The following is a 24874-nucleotide window of genomic DNA, read 5'->3' as shown; positions in this document are numbered from 1 at the left end:
GCGCGGCGCACGAATGAGCTCCGTACTATAGCTAACGCCGCAACAGTTTGAAAGGTTACGGGGATAAAGCTAATGCTACACTGTACGCCGTTTAACGCTAACCACTACGGAGAATTCAGTGTCTTCATTGCCCGTCAGCGCAGTGCTCGATGAGTTGCTGGCTGCGCTGCAGTCTGCCCCGCAAGTGCTGTTGCACGCCCCGACCGGTGCCGGTAAATCCACCTGGCTGCCGCTGCAAATCATGGCTAAGGCCGGGTTGCCGGGGCGCATTATCATGCTGGAGCCGCGGCGGCTGGCGGCGAAAAACGTCGCTTACCGCCTGGCGCAGCAACTGGGGGAGGAGCCCGGCCAGACCGTGGGTTATCGCATGCGCGCCGAAAGTAAAAGCGGGCCGCAGACCCGGCTGGAAGTGGTGACGGAAGGCATTCTCACCCGCATGCTGCAGCAGGATGCCGAGCTGCAGGGCATATCGCTGGTGATCCTCGATGAATTTCACGAACGCAGTCTGCAGGCCGATTTGGCGCTGGCGCTGCTGCTCGACGTGCAGCAAGGGCTGCGCGACGATCTGAAACTGTTGATCATGTCGGCCACGCTGGATAACGCCCGTATGACGCAACTGCTGCCGCAGGCGCCGGTGGTAGTGTCCGAGGGGCGCAGTTTCCCGGTTGAACGCCTGTATCAGCCGTTGGCCAGCCATCAGCGGCTGGAGGATGGCGTAGCGGCGGCGGTGAAGCGCATGCTGGCCGAACAGCCGGGGTCTTTGCTGCTGTTCCTGCCGGGCGTAGCGGAGATCAACCGGGTGCTGGAGCGTTTGACCGGCGAAGTGGCGAGTGATACCGATCTTTGCCCGCTGTATGGCGCTCTGCCTCTGGCGCAACAGCAAAAAGCGATTCAGCCGGCGGCGCCGGGCCGCCGCAAAGTGGTGTTGGCGACCAACATCGCCGAGACCAGCCTGACGATCGAGGGCATTCGGCTGGTGGTGGACAGCGGCCTGGAACGCGTAGCGCGCTACGACGTGCGCAACGGTCTGACGCGGCTGGCGACACAGCGCATCAGTCAGGCCTCGATGGTGCAGCGCGCCGGGCGTGCCGGGCGTCTGGAACCGGGCATTTGCTGGCATCTGTTCGCCAAAGAGCAGGCGGAGCGCGCTGTGGAACATGCTGAGCCGGAAATTTTACAGAGCGATCTCACCGGCTTCTGGCTCGAGCTGCTGCAGTGGGGGTGCCATGATCCGGCGCAGCTGATCTGGCTTGACGCGCCTCCGGCAGCGGCATTGGCGGCGGCCAGGGCGTTGCTGCACCGGCTGGGGGCCACGGATGACGGCGACAAACTCACCGCGCCGGGGCGCCAAATGGCCGCTCTGGGATGTGAACCGCGGCTGGCGGCGATGCTGGTCGCCGGCGCGGCGCTGAGCGCCGACGGCCTGGCGACGGCCGCGTTGCTGGCGGCATTGCTGGAAGAACCGCCGCGCGGCGGACAGATGGATATCGGTTATTGGCTGAGCCGCCCGCAGCCGAACTGGCGGCAGCGCGCCGTGCAGTTGGCCAAACGTCTGCCGCAACGTGCGGGGCAAGTTGACGCCGATTTGGCGCCGCGGCTGTTGGCGCTGGCATTTACCGATCGCATCGCCCAGCGTCGCGGTCAGGATGGCCGCTACCTGCTGGCCAACGGCCTGGGCGCGGCGATGAACCAGGACGAGGCGCTGTCGCGCGCGCCCTGGTTGATTGTCCCCAACCTGTTGCAGGGCCACAACAGCCCGGATGCGCGTATTTTGTTGGCGTTGCCGGTCGATATCGAGGCGTTGGCGGCGCAGCTGCCGGCGATGGTCATGCAACGCACGGCGGTGGAGTGGGATGAAGAGAAGGGGACGCTGCGCGCCTGGAAACGCCAGCAGATCGGCCGTCTGACGCTGCGCGCGCAGCCGCTGGCCAAGCCGGCGGACGAAGAGCTGCAGCAGGCGCTGCTCGACTGGGTGCGCGCGCAGGGGCTGGCGGTGCTCAACTGGGAGGGCGCAGCTGAACAACTGCGGGTGCGCCTGCAGTGCGCGCAAGCCTGGCTGCCGGAGGCGGAGTGGCCGGCGATGGACGAAGAACCGCTGCTGGCGGCGCTGGAGCAGTGGCTGCTGCCGTCGCTGAACGGCGTGCGCGATCTGCGCGGATTGAAGCAGGTCAACCTCGCCGAGGCGTTGTCCCGGCTGTTGGACTGGCAGCAAAAACAGCGGCTGGATAATGCATTACCCACTCATTACACTGTGCCGACCGGCAGCCGCCTGCCGATCCGTTATGAGGCCGGCAAACCGCCGGCGCTGGCGGTGCGTTTGCAGGAAATGTTCGGCGAGCAGCGCAGCCCGATGTTGGCTGAGGGTCGCATCCCGGTAGTGCTTGAGTTACTCTCACCGGCGCACCGGCCGTTGCAAATCACCGGCGATCTGGCGGCCTTCTGGCAAGGCGCCTACCGCGAGGTGCAAAAAGAGATGAAGGGTCGCTACCCGAAACACGTATGGCCGGACGATCCGGCCACGGCGGCCCCGACGCGCCGAACGAAGAAATATCAGTAGGCCGCGAGCGTTTAAGGTTTGGAATTCAGATGTTTCTTCTGTTCAGCGCCACGGCGTCGGCACAGATTAAGCGACTCATTATGGCCGGCAGTGTCGGCAAGCTCGGAGAACAACAGCCATGGCTGGGGATGACCGCGAGCCCATCGGGCGCAAAGGAAAACAACCAAAAAGCACCGCGTCGCGCAAGCCGCCGCGCCGTCGCCGAGACGACGATTATGACGATTACGAAGAAGACGAGTATGACGATGACGAGTATGAAGAGGAGGAGGAACGCATGCCGCGTAAGGTGAAAGCGACTCCGCCGCGTAAAAAACGCCGCTGGCTCGGCCTGTTTATCAAACTGATCCTGGTGCTCGCCGTCCTGTTGGCGATCTATGGCGTCTACCTGGACTCGCAGATCCGCAGCCGCATCGACGGCAAAGTCTGGCAGCTGCCGGCGGCGGTGTACGGCCGCATGGTCAACCTGGAACCGGGCATGCCGTACAGCAAGAAGGAGATGGTTAATCTGCTGGAAGGCATGCAGTACCGCCAGGTCAGCCGCATGACGCGTCCGGGCGAGTTTACCGTGCAGGCCAACAGCATCGAGATGCTGCGCCGCCCGTTCGACTTCCCGGATGGTAAAGAAGGGCAGATCCGCGCCCGCCTCGATTTCCAGAATAACCGCCTGGCGAAGATCGAAAACCTGGACAGCGGCCGCAGCTTCGGCTTCTTCCGCCTCGATCCGCGTCTTATCACCATGCTGCAGTCGCCGAACGGCGAACAGCGGCTGTTCGTGCCGCGCTCCGGTTTCCCGGATCTGTTGGTGGATACGTTGATCGCCACGGAAGACCGCCACTTCTATGAGCATGACGGCATCAGCCCGTACTCCATCGGCCGCGCGGTGCTGGCCAACCTGACCGCCGGCCGCGCGGTGCAGGGCGGCAGCACCCTGACGCAGCAGCTGGTGAAAAACCTGTTCCTGACCAACGAACGTTCGCTGTGGCGTAAGGCCAACGAAGCCTATATGGCGCTGTTGGTGGATTACCGTTACAGCAAAGACCGCATCCTGGAGCTGTATCTGAACGAGGTATACCTCGGCCAGAGCGGCAGCGACCAGATCCGCGGCTTCCCGCTGGCCAGCCTGTATTACTTCGGCCGCCCGGTGGATGAGCTGAGCCTCGATCAGCAGGCGTTGCTGGTCGGCATGGTCAAGGGCGCGTCGCTGTATAACCCGTGGCGTAACCCGAAACTGGCGCTGGAACGCCGCAATTTGGTGCTCAAACTGCTGCAGAACCAGGGCGTGATCGACGGCGAGCTGTATGACATGCTGAGCGCGCGTCCGCTGGGCGTGCAGCCGAAAGGCGGCGTCATTACGCCGCAGCCGGCGTTTATGCAGATGGTGCGTCAGGAACTGCAGACCAAGCTGGGCGATAAGGTGAATGACCTGTCCGGCGTGAAGATCTTCACCACGCTGGATCCGGTGTCGCAAGACGCGGCGGAAAAAGCGGTCGAAGACGGCATCCCGGCGCTGCGCGCTGCGCGTCACCTGCAGGATCTGGAAGCGGCGATGGTGATCGTCGATCGCTTCAGCGGTGAAGTACGCGCCATGGTCGGCGGCGCCAACCCGCAGTTCGCCGGTTTCAACCGCGCCATGCAGGCGCGACGCCTGGTCGGCTCGCTGGCCAAACCGCCAACGTACCTGACCGCGCTGTCCGAGCCGGACAAATACCGCCTCAACACCTGGCTGGCGGATGCGCCGCTGTCGCTGAAACAGCCGAACGGCGCCGTCTGGCAGCCGAACAACTACGATCGCAAATTCCGCGGTCAGGTGATGCTGGTGGATGCGTTGGCCAACTCGCTGAACGTGCCGACGGTGAACCTCGGCCTGTCGGTCGGGCTGGATCAGATCAGCGCCACGCTGCAACGCCTGGGGATCCCGAAAGCGGAGATCAATCCGGTGCCTTCGATGCTGCTGGGGGCGATCGGCCTGACGCCGATGGAAGTGGCGCAGGAATACCAGACCATCGCCAGCGGCGGTAACCGTGCGCCGCTGTCGGCGGTGCGTTCGGTGATCGCCGAAGACGGCACGGTGCTGTACCAGAGCTTCCCGCAGGCGGAGCGCATGGTGCCGGCGCAGGCCGCTTACCTGACGCTGTACGCGATGCAGCAGGGCGTGGCGCGCGGGACCTCCCGCTCGCTGTCGGTGAAGTTCCCGAACTACAACCTGGCGGCGAAAACCGGTACCACCAACGATCTGCGCGACAGCTGGTTCGCCGGCATCGACGGCAAGGAAGTGGCGATCGCCTGGGTCGGGCGCGATAACAACGGCCCGGCCAAGCTGACCGGCGCCAACGGCGCGTTGACCCTGTATCGCCGCTATCTGGAAAACCAGACGCCGCTGCCGCTGATGCTGCAGCCGCCGGAAGGCATTAACCAGATGAGCATTGACTCTGCCGGCAACTTTATCTGCGGCGGCGGCAGCTGGCGCACCATCCCGGTCTGGACCGACAATCCGCAGGGACTGTGTCAGGCCAGCCAGGCGGCGGTGCAGCAACAGCAGCAACCGGCGGCGGGTGAGCAAAAAAGATGGCGATGGCGTCGCCGGCTGGATCAAGGATATGTTCGGTCAGTAATCGCTGTCGGGGCGTCGGCCCCGGCGAAAATTTTTGCTTTGTTATTAAGCCCGTAACCTTGGTTGCGGGCTTTTTTATTTTTCCGCTCGTTTTATTTCCCTGTTAACCGCAAGGCTAAGCGCCTAATCCTTAACCTATTTGCCCTATGAATTCGGCTTGCAGTTTAATTTGGCTTCTGCATAAAATGCGACGCTTATAATAATTATTATCGTTTACATTCGTCATTTAATAATTCATCAGAGAAATAAATCATGCTGACCAAGCGTCTTTCATCATCCGCGGCCAAGCAGGGCCGTCTCCCCGTCAGCGCGTTAGCGATCACCGTCGCTGCGGCGTTGGGTACGCTGGCGATGCCGGCTTTTTCCGCCGACGCCAAGCCGGCCGCCAAGGAAGACACGATTACCGTTGTGGGCAGCAGCAACACCGCCCAGCAGGAAAGCGCCTGGGGGCCGGTCGGCACCTATGTCGCCAAGCGCAGCGCCACCGGCACCAAAACCGATACGCCGATCGAGAAGAACCCGCAGTCCGTTTCCGTGGTAACGCGTGAAGAGATGGACATGCGCCAGCCGGATACGGTGAAAGGCGCGCTGGCCTATGCGCCGGGCGTATTCGCCAGCCGCGGCAGCTCCACGACCTATGACGCAGTGGCGATCCGCGGCTTCCCGGCCACCAACACCACCCAGTATCTGGATGGCCTGCGGCTGCTGGGCGACAACTACAGCGAAGCGTCCATCGATCCTTATTTCCTCGAGCGCGCCGAGCTGCTGCGCGGCCCGGTCTCGGTGCTGTACGGCAAAAGCAACCCCGGCGGCTTGGTCGCCCTGGTCAGCAAGCGGCCAACCACCGAGCCGTTGCGCGAAATCCAGTTCAAGATGGGCACCGATAACCTGTTCCAAACCGGTTTCGATTTCAGCGACGCGCTGGACGATCAGGGCATCTATTCCTATCGCCTGACCGGCCTGGCGAAAGACAGCGATGCGCAGCAGAACATGAGCAAAGAGAAGCGCTATGCGATCGCGCCGTCCTTTAGCTGGCGCCCGGATGACAAAACCAACTTCACGCTGCTGGCCAACATTCAAAACGATCCCTATACCGGTTATTACGGCTGGTTGCCGAAGCAGGGCACGCTGATCCCGTTGCCGAACGGCGGTAAGCTGCCGACCGATTTCAACGAAGGCGAAGCCAGCAACTATACCTCCCGCAAACAGCGGATGATCGGGTACAGCTTCGAACACGCCTTCAACGATACCTGGGCGGTGCGCCAGAACCTGCGCTATCTGCAGTTGGACACCGACATGAAGAGTATTTATGGCAGTGGCGTTTCTGCTGCGACGCCGACGACGATTAACCGCGCCTATGTTCAGTCGAAAGAGCACCTGAACAATTTCTCGGTGGATACTCAGGCGCAGGCGAAGGTGAAAACCGGCGATATCGACCACACGCTGTTGTTCGGCGTGGACTACATGCGCATGCGTAACGATATCAATGCCGCATTTGGCACAGCGGACGGGCTGAGCATGACCCATCCGCAATACGGGAATGACGCGGTCAACATCAACTTCCCCTACCATTATCTGAACCGTCAGGAGCAAACCGGCCTGTATGTGCAGGAGCAAGGGGAGTGGAATCAGTGGCTGTTGACGCTGGGCGGGCGCTATGACTGGGCGAAGACCTCCGCTTACAACCGTGATGCGAGTTCGACTAGCCAGCAGACCGACCGGCAGTTCACCTGGCGCGGCGGCCTGAACTATCTGTTCGACAACGGCGTGACGCCGTATTTCAGCTACAGCGAGTCGTTTGAGCCGAATTTGGGCACGACGCAAGGGGGCAGTACGTTCAAACCTTCGATCGGCAAGCAGTATGAAGCCGGCGTGAAATACGTGCCGAAGGATCGCCCAATCGTGCTGACCGGCGCGCTGTATCAGCTGACCAAGAACAACAACCTGACACCGGATCCGGATAACGCGCAGTTCAGCGTGCAGAGTGGCGAGATCCGTTCGCGCGGCGTGGAGCTGGAAGCCAAGGCGGCGTTGAATGCCAACGTCAACCTGATCGCCTCCTATACCTACACCGATGCGAAGTACACCAAGGACAACACCTATCAGGGCAAACCGACCGTCGAAGTGCCGAAACACATGGCGTCGCTGTGGGCGGATTATACCTTCCACGAAACGGCGGTGAGCGGTTTGACGATGGGTTCCGGCGTGCGTTACGTTGGCTCCAGCTCGAGCTTCAACAGCGATAACACCACCTTCAAGGTGCCGGACTACACGCTGGTGGACGCCACCATTAAATACGATCTGGCGCGCTTTGGCCTGCCGGGCTCGTCCGTGGGCGTCAACATCAACAACCTGTTCGACAAGACTTACGTATCGAGCTGCTACCGCGACTACGCCTGCTACTGGGGCGCAGAACGCCAGGTGGTCGCCACCGCAACCTTCCGTTTCTAACCGGATAGCCGGGGCGGCGGCGCGTCGCCTCGGAAAAAGCAGGATCTATGCAGGACAAACTTCTTAATCCCGGCGCGACGTTCGCGCTGGATAACGCCAGCTTCGCCGTTCCCGGCCGGGTGCTGTTGCAACCGCTGTCGCTCCGTTTTCCTCAGGGCAAAGTCTGCGGCCTGATCGGCCATAACGGTTCCGGTAAATCCACTCTGTTGAAACTGCTCGGGCGGCACCATGCGCCCAGCGGCGGTCAGGTCTTGCTCAATCGGCAGCCGTTGGCGCAGTGGGACAGCAAATCCTTCGCCCGCCAGGTGGCCTACCTGCCGCAGCAGTTGCCGGCGGCGGAAGGCATGACGGTGCGCGAGCTGGTGGCCGTCGGCCGCTATCCGTGGCATGGCGCGCTGGGGCGTTTTGGCGCCAACGATCGCCAACAGGTGGAAGAGGCCATCGCGCTGGTGGGGCTGAAGCCGTTCGCCCACCGCCTGGTGGACAGCCTGTCCGGCGGCGAGCGCCAACGCGCCTGGCTGGCGATGATGGTGGCGCAGGACAGCCGCTGCCTGTTGCTCGACGAGCCGACGTCGGCGCTGGACATCGCGCACCAGGTCGAGGTGCTGGCGCTGATCCAGCGCCTGAGCCGCGAACGCGATCTCACGGTGATCGCCGTACTGCACGACATCAATATGGCGGCGCGCTACTGCGACCATTTGGTGGCGCTGCGCGGCGGTGACATGATCGCCCAGGGCGGCCCGCTGGAACTGATGCAGGGGCCCGTGCTGGAGCAAATTTACGGTATTCCTATGGGCACGTTGCCGCACCCGAGCGGCGGCGCGCCGGTGAGTTTTGTCTACTGATGTCCTCTGCATTCACTTCTTCTCACGATCCGCTGCGCCGCCGCCTGTTGATGGCGCTGGCGCTGTCGCCGCTGTTGGGATCGTGGCCCGGGCGAGCGACGGATGCGCCGCCGGATATCGCGCGCGTTGCGGCGCTGGAATGGCTGCCGATCGAGCTGCTGTTGGCATTGGGCGTGACGCCGCTGGCGGTGGCCGATGTCCATAACTACAACCTGTGGGTGGCGGAGCCGAAGCTGCCGACGACGGTCGTCGACGTCGGGCAGCGCACCGAACCTAATCTCGAACTGCTGCAGCAGCTCCAGCCTTCGCTGGTGTTGCTGTCGCAAGGCTATGGCCCGACGCCGCGAAAAATCCAACCCATCGCGCCAACCATGAGCTTCGGCTTCAACGATGGCAGCGGGAAACCGCTGACCGTCGCCCGCCAGTCGCTGCTGGCGCTGGGGCAACGATTAGGCATAGAAAGCCGGGCGATAAACCACCTGGCGCAGTTCGACAGCTTTATGCAGGATGCGCGTCAGCGCCTGCAAAGCTACACCCGGCAACCGTTGCTGCTGTTTTCCCTGATCGACACCCGCCATGCGTTGATCATCGGCCAGAAAAGCCTGTTCCAGGAAGCGATGGACCAACTGGGCATCCGCAATGCCTGGCAGCAGCAAACCGACTTTTGGGGCACGGCGGTGGTGGGGATTGAACGGTTGGCCACGGTGCGTAACGCCCGGGTCATTTATCTCGATCACGGTAATCAGGCGATGATGGACAAGGTCAGCGCGACGCCGCTGTGGCAGTCATTGCCCTTCGTGCGGCAAAACCAGCTGCGGCAGGTGCCGGCGGTGTGGTTCTACGGTGCCACGCTGTCGACGATGCGGTTTTGCCGCCTGTTGGCGCAGGCTCAGGAGAGTGCGGCATGAATGCGGGCATTCGGAAATTGCCGCTGACGCTGATCCTGCTGTTGCTGGCGGCGGCAGGCGGTTTGACGATATACAACCTGACGCAGCAACTGCCGCCGGCGCAATGGGCGCGGGCGCTGAGCGCGCCGGACATCGACGACGTGCGGCAAATGCTGTTCCATTACAGCCTGCTGCCGCGGTTGACGGTGTCGCTGTTGGCCGGGGCCGGTCTGGGATTGGTCGGCGTATTGTTCCAGCAGGTGTTGCGCAATCCGTTGGCGGAACCGTCGACGCTCGGCGTGGCCGCCGGCGCGCAGCTCGGCCTGACCATCGCCACGCTGTGGGTGCTGCCGGGGGGCGAGTTCACTCGTCAGCTGGCCGCTATGGTGGGGGCGATCGCGGTGGGCGGGCTGGTGTTCGGCGTCGCCTGGGGCAAGCGGATGTCGCCGGTGACGCTGATTCTGGCCGGGCTGGTGCTGGGGCTTTACTGCGGCGCAGTCAACAGCCTGTTGGCGCTGTTTAATTACGATCAGCTGCAGGGCATGTTCCTGTGGGGCACCGGCGCGTTGAACCAACAGGACTGGAGCGCGGTGCAGTTTATCCTGCCGCGTTTGCTGGTGGCCGGTGCGTTGGCGGCGCTATTGCTGCGCCCGCTGACGCTGCTGGGGCTGGACGACGGCGTGGCGCGCAACCTGGGGTTGGGGCTGTCGATGGCGCGCTTCTGCACCCTGGGGCTGGCCATCATCTTCAGCGCCATGTTGGTGAGCGCGGTGGGCGTTATCGGCTTTATCGGCCTGTTTGCGCCGCTGATGGCGAAGATGCTGGGCGCTCGCCGCCTGGCGCATCGCATGATGTTGGCGCCGTTGCTGGGGGCGTTGCTGCTGTGGCTGACCGATCAGGTGATGATTGGGGTGGCGCAGGTGTGGCGTGAGATCCCGACCGGGGCGGCCACCGCGCTGTTCGGCGCGCCGCTGCTGTTGTGGCTGCTGCCGCGTTTGCGCAGCGCCGCCACGCCGCCACCGATGAACCTTGGCGACAAGGTGCCTGCCGAGCGCGGGAATCTGCCTGGCTGGGCAGCGCTGGCCGGTGCCGTGCTGTTGATCGGCCTGACGTTGGCGCTGATGCTGGGCAAAAATGCCGGCGGCTGGCACTGGAGCCTGGGCGCGGAGCTGGACGCCTTGCTGCCGTGGCGCTGGCCGCGGGTGCTGTCGGCGTTGGCGGCGGGTATGATGCTGGCGGTCGCCGGCACGCTGATCCAGAAGCTGACCGGCAACCCGATGGCCAGCCCGGAAGTGCTGGGCATCAGCTCCGGCGCCGCTTTTGGCGTCGTGATGATGCTGTTTATGGTGCCGGGCGACGCCTTCGTTTGGCTGCTGCCCGCCGGCAGTCTGGGGGCGGCCGTTACGCTGCTGATCATCATGATTGCCGCCGGCCGCGGCGGTTTCTCTACCGAACGCATGTTGCTCGCCGGCATCGCGCTCAGCACCGCCTTTACCACCGTCATCTTCCTGCTGCTGGCCAGCGGCGATCCGCGTATGGGGGGCTTGCTGACCTGGCTCTCCGGTTCAACCTATTCGGTGGAGCCGGCGCAGGCGCTGCGCACCGCGCTGATCGCCGCCGGATTGATGATATTGGCGCCGCTGTGCCGTCGCTGGCTGACCATTCTGCCGCTCGGCGGGGCCACCGCCCGTTCGGTGGGGATTGCGTTGACGCCTGCGCGATTGACCATCCTGTTGTTGGCCGCCACGCTGACCGCCATGGCGACGCTGACCGTGGGGCCGCTGAGCTTTGTCGGGCTGATGGCGCCGCACATGGCGCGCATGTTGGGCTTCCGCCGCGCGCTGCCGCAAATGGTGATCGCCGCGCTGTTGGGCGGTTTGCTGATGGTATTTGCCGACTGGTGCGGGCGGATGCTGCTGTTTCCGTATCAGATCCCCGCGGGGTTACTGGCGACCTTTATCGGCGCGCCGTACTTCGTTTATCTGTTGCGTAAGCAGACGTCGTAAGCTTCACCCCTACTTTGCCTTCTTCGCCATCAAGGGCCCAGCGTTGCTGGGCCTTTTTTCAACGCCTTGCAAGGCGTTGCGTGTCGCTGCGCAAGAAAGACATTTAACGTGAAAAGGAACGCGGGAAGAGAGGGGGAGGTGAATATACTGCGGGCGGGTGCTCTGGATCTTTGTCTCTGGAGCCTGCGTGAAAGGTACAAAGAGAAAAGCCCCGAGTCGATATCCATCAACCCGAGGCCTACTCTAGATCAGGACAACGTTAAGTTAGCCTCTTACCCGCCGCGAGGCAAGGAGAAGAAGGCATGATGCTGAACAAACGGAGCCTGTTAAAATTGGTGGTTATTTGTGCCACGGTAATATCACTGGCATGGATAACCCGCAGCACGCTGTGTGAGTTGCGTATCCGATCGGGCACTACGGAGGTTCCGGCCATTTTGGCTTACGAATCCGAACGGTAAGGCAACCCGGCGGCGGGGGCTTTGCCTCCGCCGGCCGGCAGTCGATGCGTTGATCCATGAGCACCCATCCGTTCAATAAAAACGGCGAGCCTTGGCTCGCCGTTTTTCATGTTGATGTCGGGGCTTATTTCAGGCCGGCGGCATCGCGCAGCTGTGCAGCTTTGTCGGTCGCTTCCCATGGGAAGTGTTCGCGGCCGAAGTGGCCGTAGGCGGCGGTTTCGCGGTAGATCGGCTGCAGCAGATCCATCATCTGGATCAGGCCGTATGGGCGCAGATCGAAGAATTCGCGCACCAGCAGCGTCAGTTGTTCGGTTGGCACTTTCTCGGTACCGAAGGTTTCCACCATGATGGAGGTCGGTTCCGCTACGCCGATAGCGTAAGACACCTGGATCTCGCAGCGATCGGCCAGGCCGGCGGCGACGATGTTTTTCGCCACGTAGCGCGCCGCGTATGCCGCGGAACGGTCAACCTTGGACGGGTCCTTACCGGAGAAGGCGCCGCCGCCGTGGCGAGCCATGCCGCCGTAGGTGTCGACGATGATCTTACGGCCGGTGAGGCCGCAGTCGCCCATCGGGCCGCCGATAACGAAACGGCCGGTCGGGTTGATGTGGTATTTGGTGCCCGCCGTCAGCCATTCCGCCGGCAGTACCGGCTTGATGATCTCTTCCATCACCGCTTCTTGCAGATCTTTCAGCGAAATGTCTTCTGAGTGCTGGGTGGACAGAACGACGGCGTCGATGCCGACGATTTTGCCGTCGTCGTATTGGAAGGTCACCTGGCTCTTCGCGTCCGGGCGCAGCCACGGCAGGGTGCCGTTCTTACGCACTTCGGATTGGCGCTGCACCAGACGGTGCGCGTAGGTGACAGGCGCAGGCATCAGCACGTCGGTTTCATTGGTGGCGTAGCCAAACATCAAGCCCTGATCGCCGGCGCCCTGCTCGAGAGGATCGGTACGGTCAACGCCCTGATTGATATCCGGGGATTGCTTGCCGATGGCGCTCAACACTGCGCAGGAGTTGGCGTCAAAGCCCATGTCCGAATGAACGTAGCCGATCTCGCGCACGGTCTTGCGGGTGATCTCTTCGATATCGACCCAGGCGCTGGTGGTGATTTCACCGCCGACCAGCACCATACCGGTTTTCACGTAAGTTTCGCAGGCGACGCGCGCTTTCGGATCTTGTTCCAGGATGGCGTCGAGGACGGCATCGGAGATCTGGTCGGCGATTTTATCTGGATGTCCTTCGGAGACGGATTCGGACGTGAAGAGGTGTTTAGCCATTGTGTTCTTTACCTTGCATAAGACGGGTTAGAAATTACTGCACAGCGCTGGAGATCCGGCATCGAAGCGAAGGGTCTTCCGCTGATGGCGCGAGATGCATCCTGCAACGCCCCTCAGGCAAAGCCGTTAAGCAGTTTATCAGTTAACCAGTATAGATGGATTAACATCTGGACGTCTATTTTAGGTCAGGGTTTAGCCAGATTGCCAGTAATTTTTTGCGCTTTCGCTCTTTTGCGCAAACGGGTTGGCGCCATTTTCATCGCTTGAAACAGTTTTCGGCGAATTTTCATTTTGCTTTTTCACCTGCTTACCGGTATAAACTGCGCGCGCGGTTCATTTGCTGCACAGTACGGCGGTCTGGCGTGGGGGAAGGTACGGTAAACTTCCGCTTTGCATTCGCCGGCATTGCGCTATTATCCGTCGCGGGCGTTCGCCGTGGCGCCGCCGCTTCATCGAACGGTCACGTTCTTACACTATTTTAGAGGCTGGGTCGTTCACTCCGAACGGCGCGCGTGGAGGTGGTTGGATTAATGATCCGTTGTCTACCGGTTGTTGGTTCTCAACAGCAGTGCCGTTCTGGCGCACATTCTTCTGCTATTTCCCGTCTTGTCTCTCTGTCACTTACCAGGTGCGATAAACACTTGGCCGCTACTCAGGATTCTCGGGCCGGCTAACGGTCGTCTGAAGAACTGAACAAGGGTAGCCTGCAGCCTTCCTGTGGGATGTTTCTTGGCCCGATTCACGAGGTTTGAACAGGGTGTCTTACAATTATATGAGTGATAAACCGATCGCTGACCGCGAACGGCAGTTCTCTTCGCTGCCGCCGGCGCGGCTTGTTGGGTTGTTCTCGCGGGTTGTAGCTGCGATAGTGGCTGACGGTTTCGTCAGTACGGAATGTGAGGCGAACCATGTCTGATGATCTGTTGATTCACCGTCCGCCGGTTGCGGGCGAGTCTTTATCTTTGCGCTCCATGCAGGAGGTTGCCATGAATGATCGTAATGCCAGCAAGATGCTGCGTACTTATAACGTCGCCTACTGGGGCAACAATTACTATGACGTCAACGAGCTGGGCCATATCAGCGTGTGCCCGGATCCGGATGTCCCGCAGGCGCGCGTCGATCTGGCAGAACTGGTGAAAACGCGCCAGAAAGACGGCCAACGTCTGCCGGCGCTGTTCTGCTTCCCGCAGATCCTTCAGCATCGCCTGCGCTCTATCAACGCCGCGTTCAAACGCGCGCGTGAGTCCTTCGGTTACCAGGGCGGCTATTTCCTGGTGTATCCGATCAAGGTGAACCAACATCGCCGCGTGATTGAATCGCTGGTGAACTCCGGCGAACCGCTGGGGCTGGAAGCCGGCTCCAAGGCCGAACTGATGGCGGTGCTGGCGCATGCCGGCATGACCCGCTCGGTGATCGTCTGTAATGGTTATAAAGATCGTGAATATATTCGTCTGGCGCTGATCGGGGAAAAGCTGGGGCACAAGGTGTACCTGGTGATCGAGAAGATGTCCGAGATCAACCTGGTGCTGGAAGAAGCCGAACGGCTGAACGTCATACCGCGCCTGGGCGTGCGTGCGCGTCTGGCGTCGCAAGGCTCCGGCAAATGGCAGTCGAGCGGCGGCGAAAAATCCAAGTTCGGTCTGGCGGCGGTGCAGGTGCTGAAGCTGGTGGAAACCCTGCGTGAAGCGGGCCGCCTCGACAGCCTGCAGCTGCTGCACTTCCATTTGGGCTCGCAGCTGGCCAATATTCGCGACATCGCCACCGGTGTGCGCGAATCGGCGCGCTTCTACGTTGAGCTGCACAAGCTGGGCGTCAACATTCAGTGCTTCGACGTGGGCGGCGGCTTGGGCGTCGACTACGAAGGCACCCGTTCGCAGTCCGATTGCTCGGTCAACTACGGCCTGAACGAATATGCCAACAACGTGATTTGGGGCATCGGCGACGCCTGTAACGAACACGGCCTGCCGCACCCGACGGTGATCACTGAGTCCGGTCGCGCCGTGACCGCGCACCACACGGTGCTGGTCTCCAACGTGATCGGCGTAGAGCGCAACGAGTTCAGCGAACCGCAGCCGCCGGAAGCCGACGCGCCGCGCGCGCTGGAAAGCATGTGGGAAACCTGGCTGGAAATGAACGAGCCGGAAAACCGCCGCTCGCTGCGCGAATGGCTGCACGACAGCCAGATGGATCTGCACGACGTGCATACCCAATACGCGCACGGCATGCTGGACCTGACCAAGCGCGCCTGGGCCGAGCAGCTGTATCTGAACATCTGCAACAAGATCCAGCAGCAGCTCGATCCGAGCAACCGCGCGCACCGTCCTATCATCGACGAACTGCAAGAGCGCATGGCGGACAAGTTCTACGTCAACTTCTCGCTGTTCCAGTCGATGCCGGATGCCTGGGGAATCGATCAGCTGTTCCCGGTGCTGCCGCTGGAAGGGTTGGATAAGCCGCCGGAAGGCCGTGCGGTGCTGCTCGACATCACCTGCGATTCCGACGGCACCATCGACCATTACGTCGACGGCGACGGCGTGGCGACCACCATGCCGATGCCGCCATACGATCCGGAGAACCCGCCGGCGTTGGGCTTCTTCATGGTCGGCGCGTACCAGGAGATCCTCGGCAACATGCACAACCTGTTCGGCGACACCGCCTCGGTTGACGTGTACGTGTTCCCGGACGGCAGCGTCGAGACCGAGCTGTCCGACGAGGGCGATACCGTGGCGGATATGCTGGAGTACGTGCAGCTCGATCCGAGCGCGCTGCTGTCCAAGTTCCGCGATCAGGTCAAAGAAACCGATCTGGACAGCGAGCTGCAGGCGCAGTTCCTGGAAGAGTTTGAAGCTGGCCTGTACGGCTACACGTATCTGGAAGACGAGTAACCGCCTTCTTCAGGGGGCGATATCGGCCCCCTTGAAGCATGAACAAAATGCGGCCATAATCTGCCGTATCGGTAGCACCGAAACACACATCGAACAAATCCCTTTCTCGTCGGGCTAACGACGCGGGAGGGATTTTTTTTTGTCACGGCCCGGCGTCTGCGCCCGGCAACTTGTTGAACTACGAGGGTTTACTATGAGCACCTTAGGCCATCAGTCCGATAATTCATTAGTGTCCAACGCCTTTGGTTTCCTGCGCTTTCCGCTGAACTTCATGCCTTACGACAGCGATGCAGAGTGGGTCATCACCGGCATTCCGTTTGACATGGCGACCTCCGGTCGCGCCGGCGGCCGTCATGGCCCGGCGGCCATCCGCCAGGTGTCCACCAACCTGGCCTGGGAAGGCAACCGTTGGCCGTGGAGCTTCGATCTGCGCGATCGCCTGAACGTGGTTGACTGCGGCGACATCGTGTTCAACTTCGGCGATGCGCAGGACATGAGCGACAAGCTGCAGGCGCACGCGGAGAAACTGCTGAAGGCCGGTAAGCGCATGCTCTCGTTCGGCGGCGACCACTTCGTCACCCTGCCGCTGCTGCGTGCGCACGCCAAGCATTTCGGCAAGCTGGCGCTGGTGCACTTTGACGCCCATACCGATACCTACGCCAACGGCAGCAAGTTCGACCACGGCACCATGTTCTATCATGCGCCGAACGAAGGCCTGATCGACCCGCATCACTCGGTGCAGATCGGCATTCGCACCGAGTTTGATCACGACAATGGCTTTACCGTACTGGACGCCGCGCAGGTGAACGATCGCAGCGTGGACGACCTGCTGACCCAGATCAAAGGCATCGTCGGCGATATGCCGGTGTACCTGACCTTCGACATCGACTGCCTGGATCCGGCGTTCGCACCGGGCACCGGCACGCCGGTGATCGGCGGTCTGACTTCCGATCGCGCGCTGAAACTGGTGCGCGGCATGCAGTCGCTGAACATCGTCGGCATGGACGTAGTGGAAGTGGCGCCGGCGTATGACCAGTCCGAGATCACCGCGCTGGCCGCGGCGACGTTGGGTCTGGAGATGCTGTACCTGCAGGCGGCCAAGAAACACGCCTGACGCCAGGCCACGTCTTGCTGAAAAAGCGGCTCCCATCGTATGGGGCCGCTTTTTTTATTTCATTTTTCGCCATCCGCGCGGCGATTTTCAGTCTGTTGCAACGCCTTTGCGCAATTTTGCGCAGAAATGAAACGGGGTCAGTAAAAAGGAACCGGGATAACGGGGAGGATGAATATACTGCGCGCGGGTGCTCTGGATCTTTGTATCTAGAGCCTGCGTGAAAGGTACAAAGAGAAAAGCCCCGAGTCGATATTCATCAACCCGAGGCCTACTCTAACGCCAGCAACGTTAAGTTAGCCCCTTACCCGCCGCGAGGCAAGGAGAAGAAGGCATGATGCCGAACAAACGGAGCCTGTTAAAACTGGTGGTTATTTGTGCCACGGTAATATCACTGGCATGGATAACCCGCAGCACGCTGTGTGAGCTGCGGATCCGATCGGGCACTACGGAGGTTAAAGGCCATTTTGGCTTACGAATCCGAACGGTAAGGCAACCCGTGCGACGGGGGATGTCCCCCGTCTGCTGGTTGTTGGCGTCCAGATCCATGAGCACCCTCTCAAGGCCATTGGCTTTCTCTGCCGCAACGGTGCGGGAACAGGCTATGCCCGCTTCACCTGCCGCGCCAGCAACATGCGGCCAAACAGCGCGCCGCCCGCCAGCAGCGTCAGCAGCTGTGAGGCGATCAGCACCGCAAAGCCCGAGGACACCTTGCCCTGGCTGGCCATTACCATGCCCATCGCCATCGGCACAAACGCCGAGAACAGATTGCCGATGCCGTTGATCAGCCCATAGGCGCTGCCGACCGCCTCCGGCCGCGCATAATGCTGGAGCAGCGTGGGGATCGCCGCGCCCTGCGCGCCCCAACAGGCGTTGGCCGCCAGCAGGAAGAACGCGATCCAGCCAAGCTGATGGCTGTTCATTACGCCATAGATGCACAGCGCGGTCGCCGCGCCGCCAAAGACGAAGATCAGCGGCGCCTGATAGGGGCGGATACGATCGAGCAGCACGCCGCCGAGGTATTTTGAGGCGATGCTGACGATGAAAGGCAGTGCGGCCATCCACCCCATCTGCTTGATGGAGAATCCTTTTTCATCGGTCAGGTAGGCCGGCAGCCAGGCGCTGGACCCCCACAGATAGCTGAGCGTGGCGATCTCGATCAGCAGGATCCAACCGAGCATCGGCGTGCGCCAGGCCAGCGCGAAGGTGTGCCAGACGCGGCTCAACACCGGCTGAGGATCGGCGGGGCGTGAAGATGAGGGTAAGGCGAGCGGATGAACGAACAGCCGCACCAGCGCCAGGCCCAACAGCAGGTTGAGCAGCGCCAGCAGGTGAAACGACATCGCCCACCCGAAGTGCGCCATCAGAAAACTCACCAGCGGAAAGCCGATCACCAGCCCCAACGAGACGCCCAGCGCGCTGACCGCGTTGGGTTTGCCGCGCTCGTCGGCGGCGAAATGATCGCTGATGTACATGGTCTTGAGCGAGAACAGCGGTCCTTCGCTGACGCCCAGCAGCGCGCGCACCGCGCACAGCAACAGCAGCGATCCCGCCAGCGGCGACGCGGCGGTGAGCAGCGCCCACAGCACGACGCTCAGCGTCAGCGCGCGGCGGTAACCCATCAGCGTTTCCAGAAACGGCGTCAGCAACATGGCAGACAGGCCGTAACCGAGTAAAAACACCGTCATCAGCGTGCCCTGATGGGCGCGGTCACCGCCGAGTTGAAAGTGTTGCAGGAAGTCGGGATTGACCAACATCACGGCGATATTAACCCGATCCGCATAGGCGATAACGATCAGAAACAACAGGGCGATCACCCCAAACCAGCGTTGACGTTGTTGCACGGCGCGTTCCTCAGTGCGAGCGGTTGACGAATTCAGGCAGCAGTAAACTCACCTGCGGATGCCATTACGCGCAAACGCGGGGATGAGGCCGATTTATGTAAATTTATTGTTATAAAACTGGATTTAAAAGACAGCGAGAGAACTCTTTTACGCGCAATGCGCCGCCAGGATCAACGCAATTTTTGCCATAAATTAACTGAAGAGCGCACAACTGACATAGGTTTTTCATATCGGTGCATTATTTCGTGATCCTTCCCGCATTTGTCATTTTTAAACAACTTTTCATTAACATTTGCCGCGCCGCTCGCTTGACGAAAGTTTCGCCAGACTTATAGTGACTGTATTAAATAAGAAACTGAGTTTCATATATGAAACAATCAGATAGAGGATAAAAGCAATGAGCTGGAAGAATGTGTGCGAAGTGTCTCAGGTGAAAGAAGATTTTCCTTTCTCCGGCAAAGTGGAAGGCAAAGAGATCGGGGTTTACCTGCTCGACGGTAACTACTATGCGCTGGAAGACGTCTGTCCGCATGCTTACGCCTTGCTCAGCCAGGGGTTTGTTGACGACGGCAAGGTTGAGTGCCCACTGCACGAAGCGCTGTTTGACGTGCGTACCGGCCAGTGCCTGCGCGAGCCGGGCGGCCGCGATCTGCAAACCTATCCCACCCGGGTGGTCGACAACCAAATCCAGATCACCTTTATCGCGGAGGAGTAATCATGCAGCACATCACCGATTTCAATCCCTGGCTGCCGGACACCCAACAGGTGACGCCGGCCCGCGAAGGCGGCAACGGTCAAATCCATCAGCCGGGCCAGTTCCGCAACGTTGTGTGGCAAAACCGCGCCCGGGTGCCGGACGGTTTCGAAACCGCGCTGGTGGCGGCGCTGGAAACGATTTTCGATCAGGGCGCGGAAGAGCTGGAACAGATCGTCAGCGCGTTGAATCAGCGCCGCCTGTTCGATCGCAGCGGCCAGCCGTGGAATGAGGCGACGTTCCGCGAATTCCTTCACGTTAACGGTTTCTGATCGACACCCGGGAGAAGACAATGACAGCAAACACAACATCCTCCGAACAGAGCTTGCAGGACTATCTTGACCAGGGGCTGCGCGGCATGTGGTATCCGGTGCTGGCCAGTTGGGAAGTGGGCAACAATCCGGTCGGCATCACCCGCCTTGAGCAACAAATCGTGGTGTGGCGCGACGGTGAAGGCCAGATCCACGCGTTGGAAGATCGCTGCCCGCACCGCGGCGCGCGGCTTTCCATGGGGTGGAACCTCGGCGATCGCATCGCCTGCTGGTATCACGGGGTGGAAGTCGGCGGCGACGGGACGGTGAAAGACGTGCCGGCGGTGGATCGCTGCCCGCTGGTGGGGCAAAAATGCCTGCGCGCTTACCCGGCCAAAGAAGCCTACGGCGCGGTGTTCCTCTATTTTGGCGTGACGGCGGATGAAGCGCCGGCGGAGCTGACTTTCCCGCAAGAGCTGGCGGACGAAGCGTCGTACAGCCACTTCTTGTGTACCGCCAGTTGGAACTGCAACTACCAATACGCCCTGGAAAACGTGATGGATCCGATGCACGGCACCTACCTGCACTCTTCCTCGCACTCGATGGCGGAAGGGGATCGCAAGGCGGACATGGGGCTGGAGCCGACCGATAGCGGGTTTATCTTCAAGAAAAACGGCCAGATCGGCGTCAACTTCGACTGGGTGGAGTTCGGCAACAGCGGCGCGTATTGGATGCGTCTGTCGATCCCGTACAAGAAACGTTTCGGGCCGGGCGGCCACTTCTGGATCATCGGCATGGTGGTGCCGGAAGACAAGGATCACTGCCGGGTATTCTTCTGGCGCATCCGTAAGGTCCAAGACTGGCAGCGCGACATGTGGCGCTTCATGTATCGCAATCGCCTGGAATCATTGCATTGGGACGTCCTCGAGCAGGATCGCATCGTGCTTGAAAACATGGCGCCTAACGCCCGTGGCCGCGAATACCTGTACCAGCACGACGTCGGTCTGTCGCGCCTGCGCCGCCTGATGCAGAAAGAGGCGCAGAAACAGCTGGCGACGCTGCGCGAGCGGGAGGCGGCGCAGTGAACGGCCTGCTGAACGGCAAGCGCATCGTGGTCACCGGCGCGGCGCGCGGTCTGGGCTACAGCTTCGCCGCCGCCATTGCCGCTGCCGGCGCGCAGGTGGTGATGTGCGACATTTTGGCGGATGAGCTGACGGTGAGCGGCGCCGCGCTGCGTGAGCAGGGCGCTCAGGTGGAAACGCAAATCATCGATCTGGCCTCACCGGATTCGATCCGTTCGGCGTTCGAGAAGATCGCCACAGGCGGCGGGATCGACGGGCTGGTGAACAACGCGGCGCTGGCGACCGGCGTCGGCGGTAAAACCATGATGGAATACGACATCGATCTGTGGGATCGGGTAATGCAGGTCAACGTGCGCGGCACCTGGTTGGTGAGCCAGGCGGCAGTGCCGCTGCTGGCGCGCAACCCGCACGCCAAGATCGTCAACGTGGCGTCGGACACCGCGCTGTGGGGCGCGCCGCGCCTGATGGCCTATGTCGCCAGCAAAGGCGCGGTGATCGCGATGACGAGATCGATGGCGCGCGAGCTGGGCCCGCAGGGCATCTGCGTCAACGCTATTGCGCCGGGCCTGACGCGGGTGGAAGCCACCGAGTATGTGCCCGCCGAGCGCCATCAGCTGTATGAACAGGGGCGCGCGCTGGCCGGGGCGCAGCATCCGGACGATGTGAACGGCACGGTGCTTTATCTGCTGTCGCCGTTGGCGGATTTCGTCACCGGCCAACTGCTGCCGGTCAACGGCGGCTTCGTATTCAACTGACGGCCCGCAGGGCAGGCGCACAGCGCAGGAGCGAGAGATGGCGGACGAGCAAGCATGTAAGTATCTGATCCCGGGACTGGATCGCGGATTGCAGTTGCTGCTGGCGTTTGGCGAGCAGCATAAGGAAATGACCTTTGCCGAGTTGCATCGCCTGGTCGATATGCCGAAGGCCACCGCCTACCGCGTGGTGCAGACGCTCGAGCACCTGGGCTTTCTGGAGCGCAATCCGCGCACCAATACCTTCGCGCTGGGCATCAAGGTGCTGCGTCTCGGTTTTGAATACATCGCGTCGCTGGACGTCGCGCAGGCCGGCCAGCCGGTGATCGAACAGCTGCGCGATCGCAGCCAGTGCAGCAGTCATCTGGCGATCCGCGACGGGCGCGACGTGATCTATATCGCCCGCGTCAGCGCCGCCGGTTCTCAGATCAATCAGGTCAGCGTCGGCACCCGTTTGCCGGTGCACCAAACCTCGCTCGGCCGCATGTTGTTGACCAGCGCCACCCGCAGCGAGTTCGAACAACTCTATCCGGACGCGCAGCTGCCGGGCAACGCGCCGGGCACCCCGGCGGATCGCGAAACGCTGTGGCAGATGGTGCAGCAAGACAAGGCGCGCGGCTATGTAATCGGCGAATCGTTCTTCCGCCACGGCATCTCCTCGATCGTCTACCCGATCTTCAACCGTGAGCAGCGGGTCGAGGCGGTGGTCAGCATCATGGTGCCGTCCGATGAGATCCCGAAAGCGGATCGCGAGCGGCTGCGCATGGAAGTGCGCGATGCGGCGGAGAAAATTTCCGGCTTCCTCGGCGCACCGCCGCAGGCCAACGTCGGCTAACCGACAGGACCGACTCTTTCACTCAGGCAGGGATAAGGCCCACAGCAAACAGGGGCCGGGGTTCAGTCATGCCTGAAAACCGTATACAGCGAGAACGTGAGGCTGAGCAATGAGCGTAATCGGAATCGAAAAACTGGAGTTTGGCGTCGAAGATCTGCCAACCTGCGAAAAATTCATGCATGACTTTGGCCTGCAGCCCGCCACGCAACATTGGGGCGAACCGCAGCGCGAATTCACTACCCTGAGCGGGGCGCGGGTCGTTCTGCACCCGTTGCAAAGCGCGGCGCTGCCTGCGGCGTTTGAAGGCGGTTCCACCCTGCGCCGCATGACCTGGGGCGTGGCATCGCCCGCGGATCTGGCGCGTCTGCAGCCGCGTTTGGCGTTGATGTCCGGCTTTCGTCAGGTGGGGGAAGAGCTGGAATGCCGCGATCCCAACGGCATGACGCTGCGCTTCGTCGTCAGCCGCCAGCAGGCGGTCGAAGTGCCGGTCACGCCGATCAACCAATGGGGCGACGTGCGCCGCATCGATCAACCCAGCCCGGTCTACTCGCAGGCGCAGCCGATCAATATCGGCCACGTGGTGTTCTTCGTTGACGATCTGGCGGCGACCGAGCGTTTCTACCGCGAGCTGTTGGATTTCCAGGTTTCCGATCGCTATATCGATCGCGCCGTCTTCCTGCGCACCCAGGCGCGCGGTGGTCACCATAATCTGTTCCTGCTGAAGCTGCCCAACCGCCCACGCGGCCTGAACCATGTGGCGTTCACCGTGCGCGATATCCATGAAGTGATCGGCGGCGGCATCGCCATGAACAAAGAGCAGTGGAGCACCTTCATCGGCCCTGGCCGCCACCCGATTTCCTCGGCGTATTTCTGGTACGTCAACAGCCCGACCGGCGGCGCGTTCGAGTACTACACCAACGACGATTATCTGACGGAAAACTGGCAGCCGCGCGAGCTGGAACATTCGCTGGTCTCCTTCACCGAATGGGCGGTAGAAGGCGGCATCGATCACGATACGCGCCGCCAGCATAAAAAGGCGCAAGCGTTATGAACCGGCCGGAACAGGCGGGCATTGTCATCGTCGGCGGCGGCCAGGCCGGCGGTTGGGCGGCCAAGACGCTGCGTGACCGGGGTTACAGCGGCCGGCTGACGGTGATAAGCGACGAACCCTACGATTTTTACGAGCGGCCGCCGCTGTCGAAAGCGGCGCTGCTGGATGCCGCGGCTCCCCTGAGCCGGCTGTTCAGCGAACAGGCGGTGGCGGAGCTGAACATCGACTGGCGTCGCCCGCTGCGCGCCGAGTCTATCGACGCCGAACAGCAAATCGTCACGCTCAGCGACGGGCGACGGCTGCAGTTCGAGCAGTTGCTGATCGCCACCGGCGGGCGGCCGCGTTTGCCGGGCGCCGCCTGGGCGCAGCACCCGCGCGTGATGACGCTGCGTTCCTGGGATGATGCGGCCCGGTTGCGGCAGGGCCTGCAGAGTTGCCGTCGCCTGGCGATCGTCGGCGGCGGTTGGATCGGGCTGGAGATCGCCGCTTCTGCGCGCCGTCTCGGCGTTGAGGTGACGGTGTTTGAGCGCCAGCCTGCGCTGTGCATGCGCAGCGTCGGCGCCGATGTCTCACAGGCGTTGCTCGAACTGCATCGCCGGCAGGGCGTGACGGTGTTGTGCGGCTGCGGCGAGATCTCGCTGGAAGATCGCGACGGCGCCGCCTGGATCGGCAGCGAAGTCAGCGATCCGCAGGCCTTCGATCTGGTGGTGGTGGGGATCGGCGTCGAGCTGAATCTCGAACTGGCGCGCAGCGCCGGGCTGGCTATCGAGTCCGGCATCGTGGTCGACGGCCAGGGGCGCACCAGCCATCCGGCGATCTTCGCCGCGGGCGATGTGGCGCGCCACCCGACGCTCGGCCTGTGCCTGCAGTCCTGGGCCTACGCGCAAAATCAGGCCATCAGCACCGCCTGCGCAATGCTCGACGCCTTCGCCGCTCCGTATGACGACGTGGCCTGGCTTTGGTCGGATCAATACGACGTCAATATCCAGATCCTCGGCGTGCCGAGCGGCGGCGTGCACCATGTGGTGCGCCGCACGCCGCAGTCGCAGGTATTCTTCACGCTGAACGCCGATCGGCAACTGGTGCAGATGGTGGCGTTCAACGACGCGCGCACCATCAAGCTCGGCAAGCGTTGGCTGGCGAGCGGCCGGGTGCTGGATCCGCAGCAGCTGGCGGATGCGGAGTTTTCTTTGATGGCGTTGAAATAACGCCCGA

Annotated in this window: 17 protein-coding genes and 2 pseudogenes; 17 read left to right on the top strand and 2 right to left on the bottom strand. The window is 61.9% G+C overall.

From position 1 onward, the window contains the following. Positions 1-118 precede the first annotated feature (118 nt). The 7 genes and pseudogenes from hrpB to SERRSCBI_RS24345 all read left to right on the top strand — a co-directional run bounded on the left by hrpB (position 119) and on the right by SERRSCBI_RS24345 (position 11815). Complete coding sequence (gene hrpB / locus SERRSCBI_RS19880; protein WP_198036330.1) at positions 119-2557, top strand: ATP-dependent helicase HrpB; 2439 nt, start codon at positions 119-121, stop codon at positions 2555-2557. A 118-nt stretch (positions 2558-2675) separates the two neighbouring features. After that, positions 2676-5169: pseudogene (gene mrcB / locus SERRSCBI_RS19875) on the top strand (bifunctional glycosyl transferase/transpeptidase). 251 nt (positions 5170-5420) lie between these two features. Then, positions 5421-7619: a ferrichrome porin FhuA gene (gene fhuA / locus SERRSCBI_RS19870; RefSeq protein ID WP_042785351.1), complete on the top strand. Its 2199-nt coding sequence runs from the start codon at positions 5421-5423 to the stop codon at positions 7617-7619. 47 nt (positions 7620-7666) lie between these two features. Then, a complete protein-coding gene (gene fhuC / locus SERRSCBI_RS19865; RefSeq protein ID WP_033651341.1) occupies positions 7667-8464 on the top strand; it encodes a Fe3+-hydroxamate ABC transporter ATP-binding protein FhuC in 798 nt (265 codons plus the stop codon). Continuing rightward, positions 8464-9372 (top strand): Fe(3+)-hydroxamate ABC transporter substrate-binding protein FhuD, encoded by a 909-nt coding sequence (gene fhuD, locus SERRSCBI_RS19860; RefSeq protein ID WP_042785350.1) that lies wholly within the window; start codon positions 8464-8466, stop codon positions 9370-9372. Before fhuC ends, fhuD begins: the two co-directional genes overlap by 1 nt. Further along, a complete protein-coding gene (gene fhuB, locus SERRSCBI_RS19855; RefSeq protein WP_042785349.1) occupies positions 9369-11357 on the top strand; it encodes a Fe(3+)-hydroxamate ABC transporter permease FhuB in 1989 nt (662 codons plus the stop codon). The genes fhuD and fhuB overlap by 4 nt, the downstream gene beginning before the upstream one ends. Before the next feature lie 305 nt (positions 11358-11662). Further along, entirely contained in the window at positions 11663-11815 is a 153-nt protein-coding gene (locus SERRSCBI_RS24345) for a Hok/Gef family protein (protein WP_071883597.1), read from the top strand. A gap of 124 nt (positions 11816-11939) precedes the next feature. Here SERRSCBI_RS24345 and metK read toward each other — a convergent pair whose 3' ends face one another. Continuing rightward, a complete protein-coding gene (gene metK, locus SERRSCBI_RS19850) occupies positions 11940-13094 on the bottom strand; it encodes a methionine adenosyltransferase (protein WP_033644710.1) in 1155 nt (384 codons plus the stop codon). 908 nt (positions 13095-14002) lie between these two features. On the opposite strand from metK, the gene speA reads away from it, so the two are divergent. The 3 genes and pseudogenes from speA to SERRSCBI_RS25390 form a co-directional block, all read left to right on the top strand. Next, on the top strand, positions 14003-15979 hold the full coding sequence (speA, locus tag SERRSCBI_RS19845) for a biosynthetic arginine decarboxylase (protein ID WP_028127388.1): 1977 nt from the start codon (positions 14003-14005) through the stop codon (positions 15977-15979). A gap of 193 nt (positions 15980-16172) precedes the next feature. Continuing rightward, positions 16173-17093 carry an agmatinase gene (gene speB / locus SERRSCBI_RS19840; protein ID WP_004937606.1) on the top strand — a complete coding sequence of 307 codons (921 nt, stop codon included), beginning with the start codon at positions 16173-16175 and terminating at the stop codon, positions 17091-17093. A 331-nt stretch (positions 17094-17424) separates the two neighbouring features. Continuing rightward, positions 17425-17502: pseudogene (locus SERRSCBI_RS25390) on the top strand (endonuclease); the annotation flags it as partial. A 190-nt stretch (positions 17503-17692) separates the two neighbouring features. Here the strand turns inward: SERRSCBI_RS25390 and SERRSCBI_RS19835 are convergent. Then, on the bottom strand, positions 17693-18934 hold the full coding sequence (locus SERRSCBI_RS19835; RefSeq protein WP_042785348.1) for an MFS transporter: 1242 nt from the start codon (positions 18932-18934) through the stop codon (positions 17693-17695). Between the two features lie 397 nt (positions 18935-19331). Between SERRSCBI_RS19835 and SERRSCBI_RS19830 the strand changes: the two genes are divergently transcribed. From SERRSCBI_RS19830 to SERRSCBI_RS19800, 7 genes are all read left to right on the top strand, one after another. Beyond that, positions 19332-19649 carry a non-heme iron oxygenase ferredoxin subunit gene (locus SERRSCBI_RS19830; RefSeq protein WP_004937614.1) on the top strand — a complete coding sequence of 106 codons (318 nt, stop codon included), beginning with the start codon at positions 19332-19334 and terminating at the stop codon, positions 19647-19649. Between the two features lie 2 nt (positions 19650-19651). Further along, positions 19652-19960 (top strand): recombinase-like helix-turn-helix domain-containing protein, encoded by a 309-nt coding sequence (locus tag SERRSCBI_RS19825; RefSeq protein WP_019456046.1) that lies wholly within the window; start codon positions 19652-19654, stop codon positions 19958-19960. 20 nt (positions 19961-19980) lie between these two features. Next, a complete protein-coding gene (locus tag SERRSCBI_RS19820) occupies positions 19981-21024 on the top strand; it encodes an aromatic ring-hydroxylating dioxygenase subunit alpha (RefSeq protein WP_042785347.1) in 1044 nt (347 codons plus the stop codon). Continuing rightward, positions 21021-21776, top strand: a complete 756-nt coding sequence (locus SERRSCBI_RS19815; protein ID WP_042785346.1) for an SDR family oxidoreductase — start codon at positions 21021-21023, stop codon at positions 21774-21776. The genes SERRSCBI_RS19820 and SERRSCBI_RS19815 overlap by 4 nt, the downstream gene beginning before the upstream one ends. Positions 21777-21813: 37 nt before the next feature. Then, on the top strand, positions 21814-22608 hold the full coding sequence (locus SERRSCBI_RS19810) for an IclR family transcriptional regulator (protein WP_004937625.1): 795 nt from the start codon (positions 21814-21816) through the stop codon (positions 22606-22608). A 109-nt stretch (positions 22609-22717) separates the two neighbouring features. Beyond that, the gene (locus tag SERRSCBI_RS19805; RefSeq protein ID WP_042785345.1) at positions 22718-23659 is read left to right on the top strand and encodes a VOC family protein; all 942 of its coding nucleotides are present in this window, start codon (positions 22718-22720) and stop codon (positions 23657-23659) included. Next, complete coding sequence (locus tag SERRSCBI_RS19800; RefSeq protein WP_042785343.1) at positions 23656-24867, top strand: NAD(P)/FAD-dependent oxidoreductase; 1212 nt, start codon at positions 23656-23658, stop codon at positions 24865-24867. Before SERRSCBI_RS19805 ends, SERRSCBI_RS19800 begins: the two co-directional genes overlap by 4 nt. The last annotated feature ends 7 nt before the right edge of the window (positions 24868-24874 follow it).

The organism is Serratia sp. SCBI (genome assembly GCF_000747565.1).
Lineage (GTDB): Bacteria > Pseudomonadota > Gammaproteobacteria > Enterobacterales > Enterobacteriaceae > Serratia > Serratia ureilytica.
This window is presented reverse-complemented; position numbering and strand designations above follow the sequence as displayed.

Excerpts from the sequence above, each read along its gene's own strand:
- fhuA (WP_042785351.1), top strand. The coding sequence starts at position 5,421 with ATGCTGACCAAGCGTCTTTCATCATCCGCGGCCAAGCAGGGCCGTCTC.
- fhuC (WP_033651341.1), top strand. The coding sequence starts at position 7,667 with ATGCAGGACAAACTTCTTAATCCCGGCGCGACGTTCGCGCTGGATAAC.
- fhuD (WP_042785350.1), top strand. The coding sequence starts at position 8,464 with ATGTCCTCTGCATTCACTTCTTCTCACGATCCGCTGCGCCGCCGCCTG.
- fhuB (WP_042785349.1), top strand. The coding sequence starts at position 9,369 with ATGAATGCGGGCATTCGGAAATTGCCGCTGACGCTGATCCTGCTGTTG.
- SERRSCBI_RS24345 (WP_071883597.1), top strand. The coding sequence starts at position 11,663 with ATGCTGAACAAACGGAGCCTGTTAAAATTGGTGGTTATTTGTGCCACG.
- metK (WP_033644710.1), bottom strand. The coding sequence starts at position 13,094 with ATGGCTAAACACCTCTTCACGTCCGAATCCGTCTCCGAAGGACATCCA.
- speA (WP_028127388.1), top strand. The coding sequence starts at position 14,003 with ATGTCTGATGATCTGTTGATTCACCGTCCGCCGGTTGCGGGCGAGTCT.
- speB (WP_004937606.1), top strand. The coding sequence starts at position 16,173 with ATGAGCACCTTAGGCCATCAGTCCGATAATTCATTAGTGTCCAACGCC.
- SERRSCBI_RS19830 (WP_004937614.1), top strand. The coding sequence starts at position 19,332 with ATGAGCTGGAAGAATGTGTGCGAAGTGTCTCAGGTGAAAGAAGATTTT.
- SERRSCBI_RS19825 (WP_019456046.1), top strand. The coding sequence starts at position 19,652 with ATGCAGCACATCACCGATTTCAATCCCTGGCTGCCGGACACCCAACAG.
- SERRSCBI_RS19820 (WP_042785347.1), top strand. The coding sequence starts at position 19,981 with ATGACAGCAAACACAACATCCTCCGAACAGAGCTTGCAGGACTATCTT.
- SERRSCBI_RS19810 (WP_004937625.1), top strand. The coding sequence starts at position 21,814 with ATGGCGGACGAGCAAGCATGTAAGTATCTGATCCCGGGACTGGATCGC.
- SERRSCBI_RS19805 (WP_042785345.1), top strand. The coding sequence starts at position 22,718 with ATGAGCGTAATCGGAATCGAAAAACTGGAGTTTGGCGTCGAAGATCTG.
- SERRSCBI_RS19800 (WP_042785343.1), top strand. The coding sequence starts at position 23,656 with ATGAACCGGCCGGAACAGGCGGGCATTGTCATCGTCGGCGGCGGCCAG.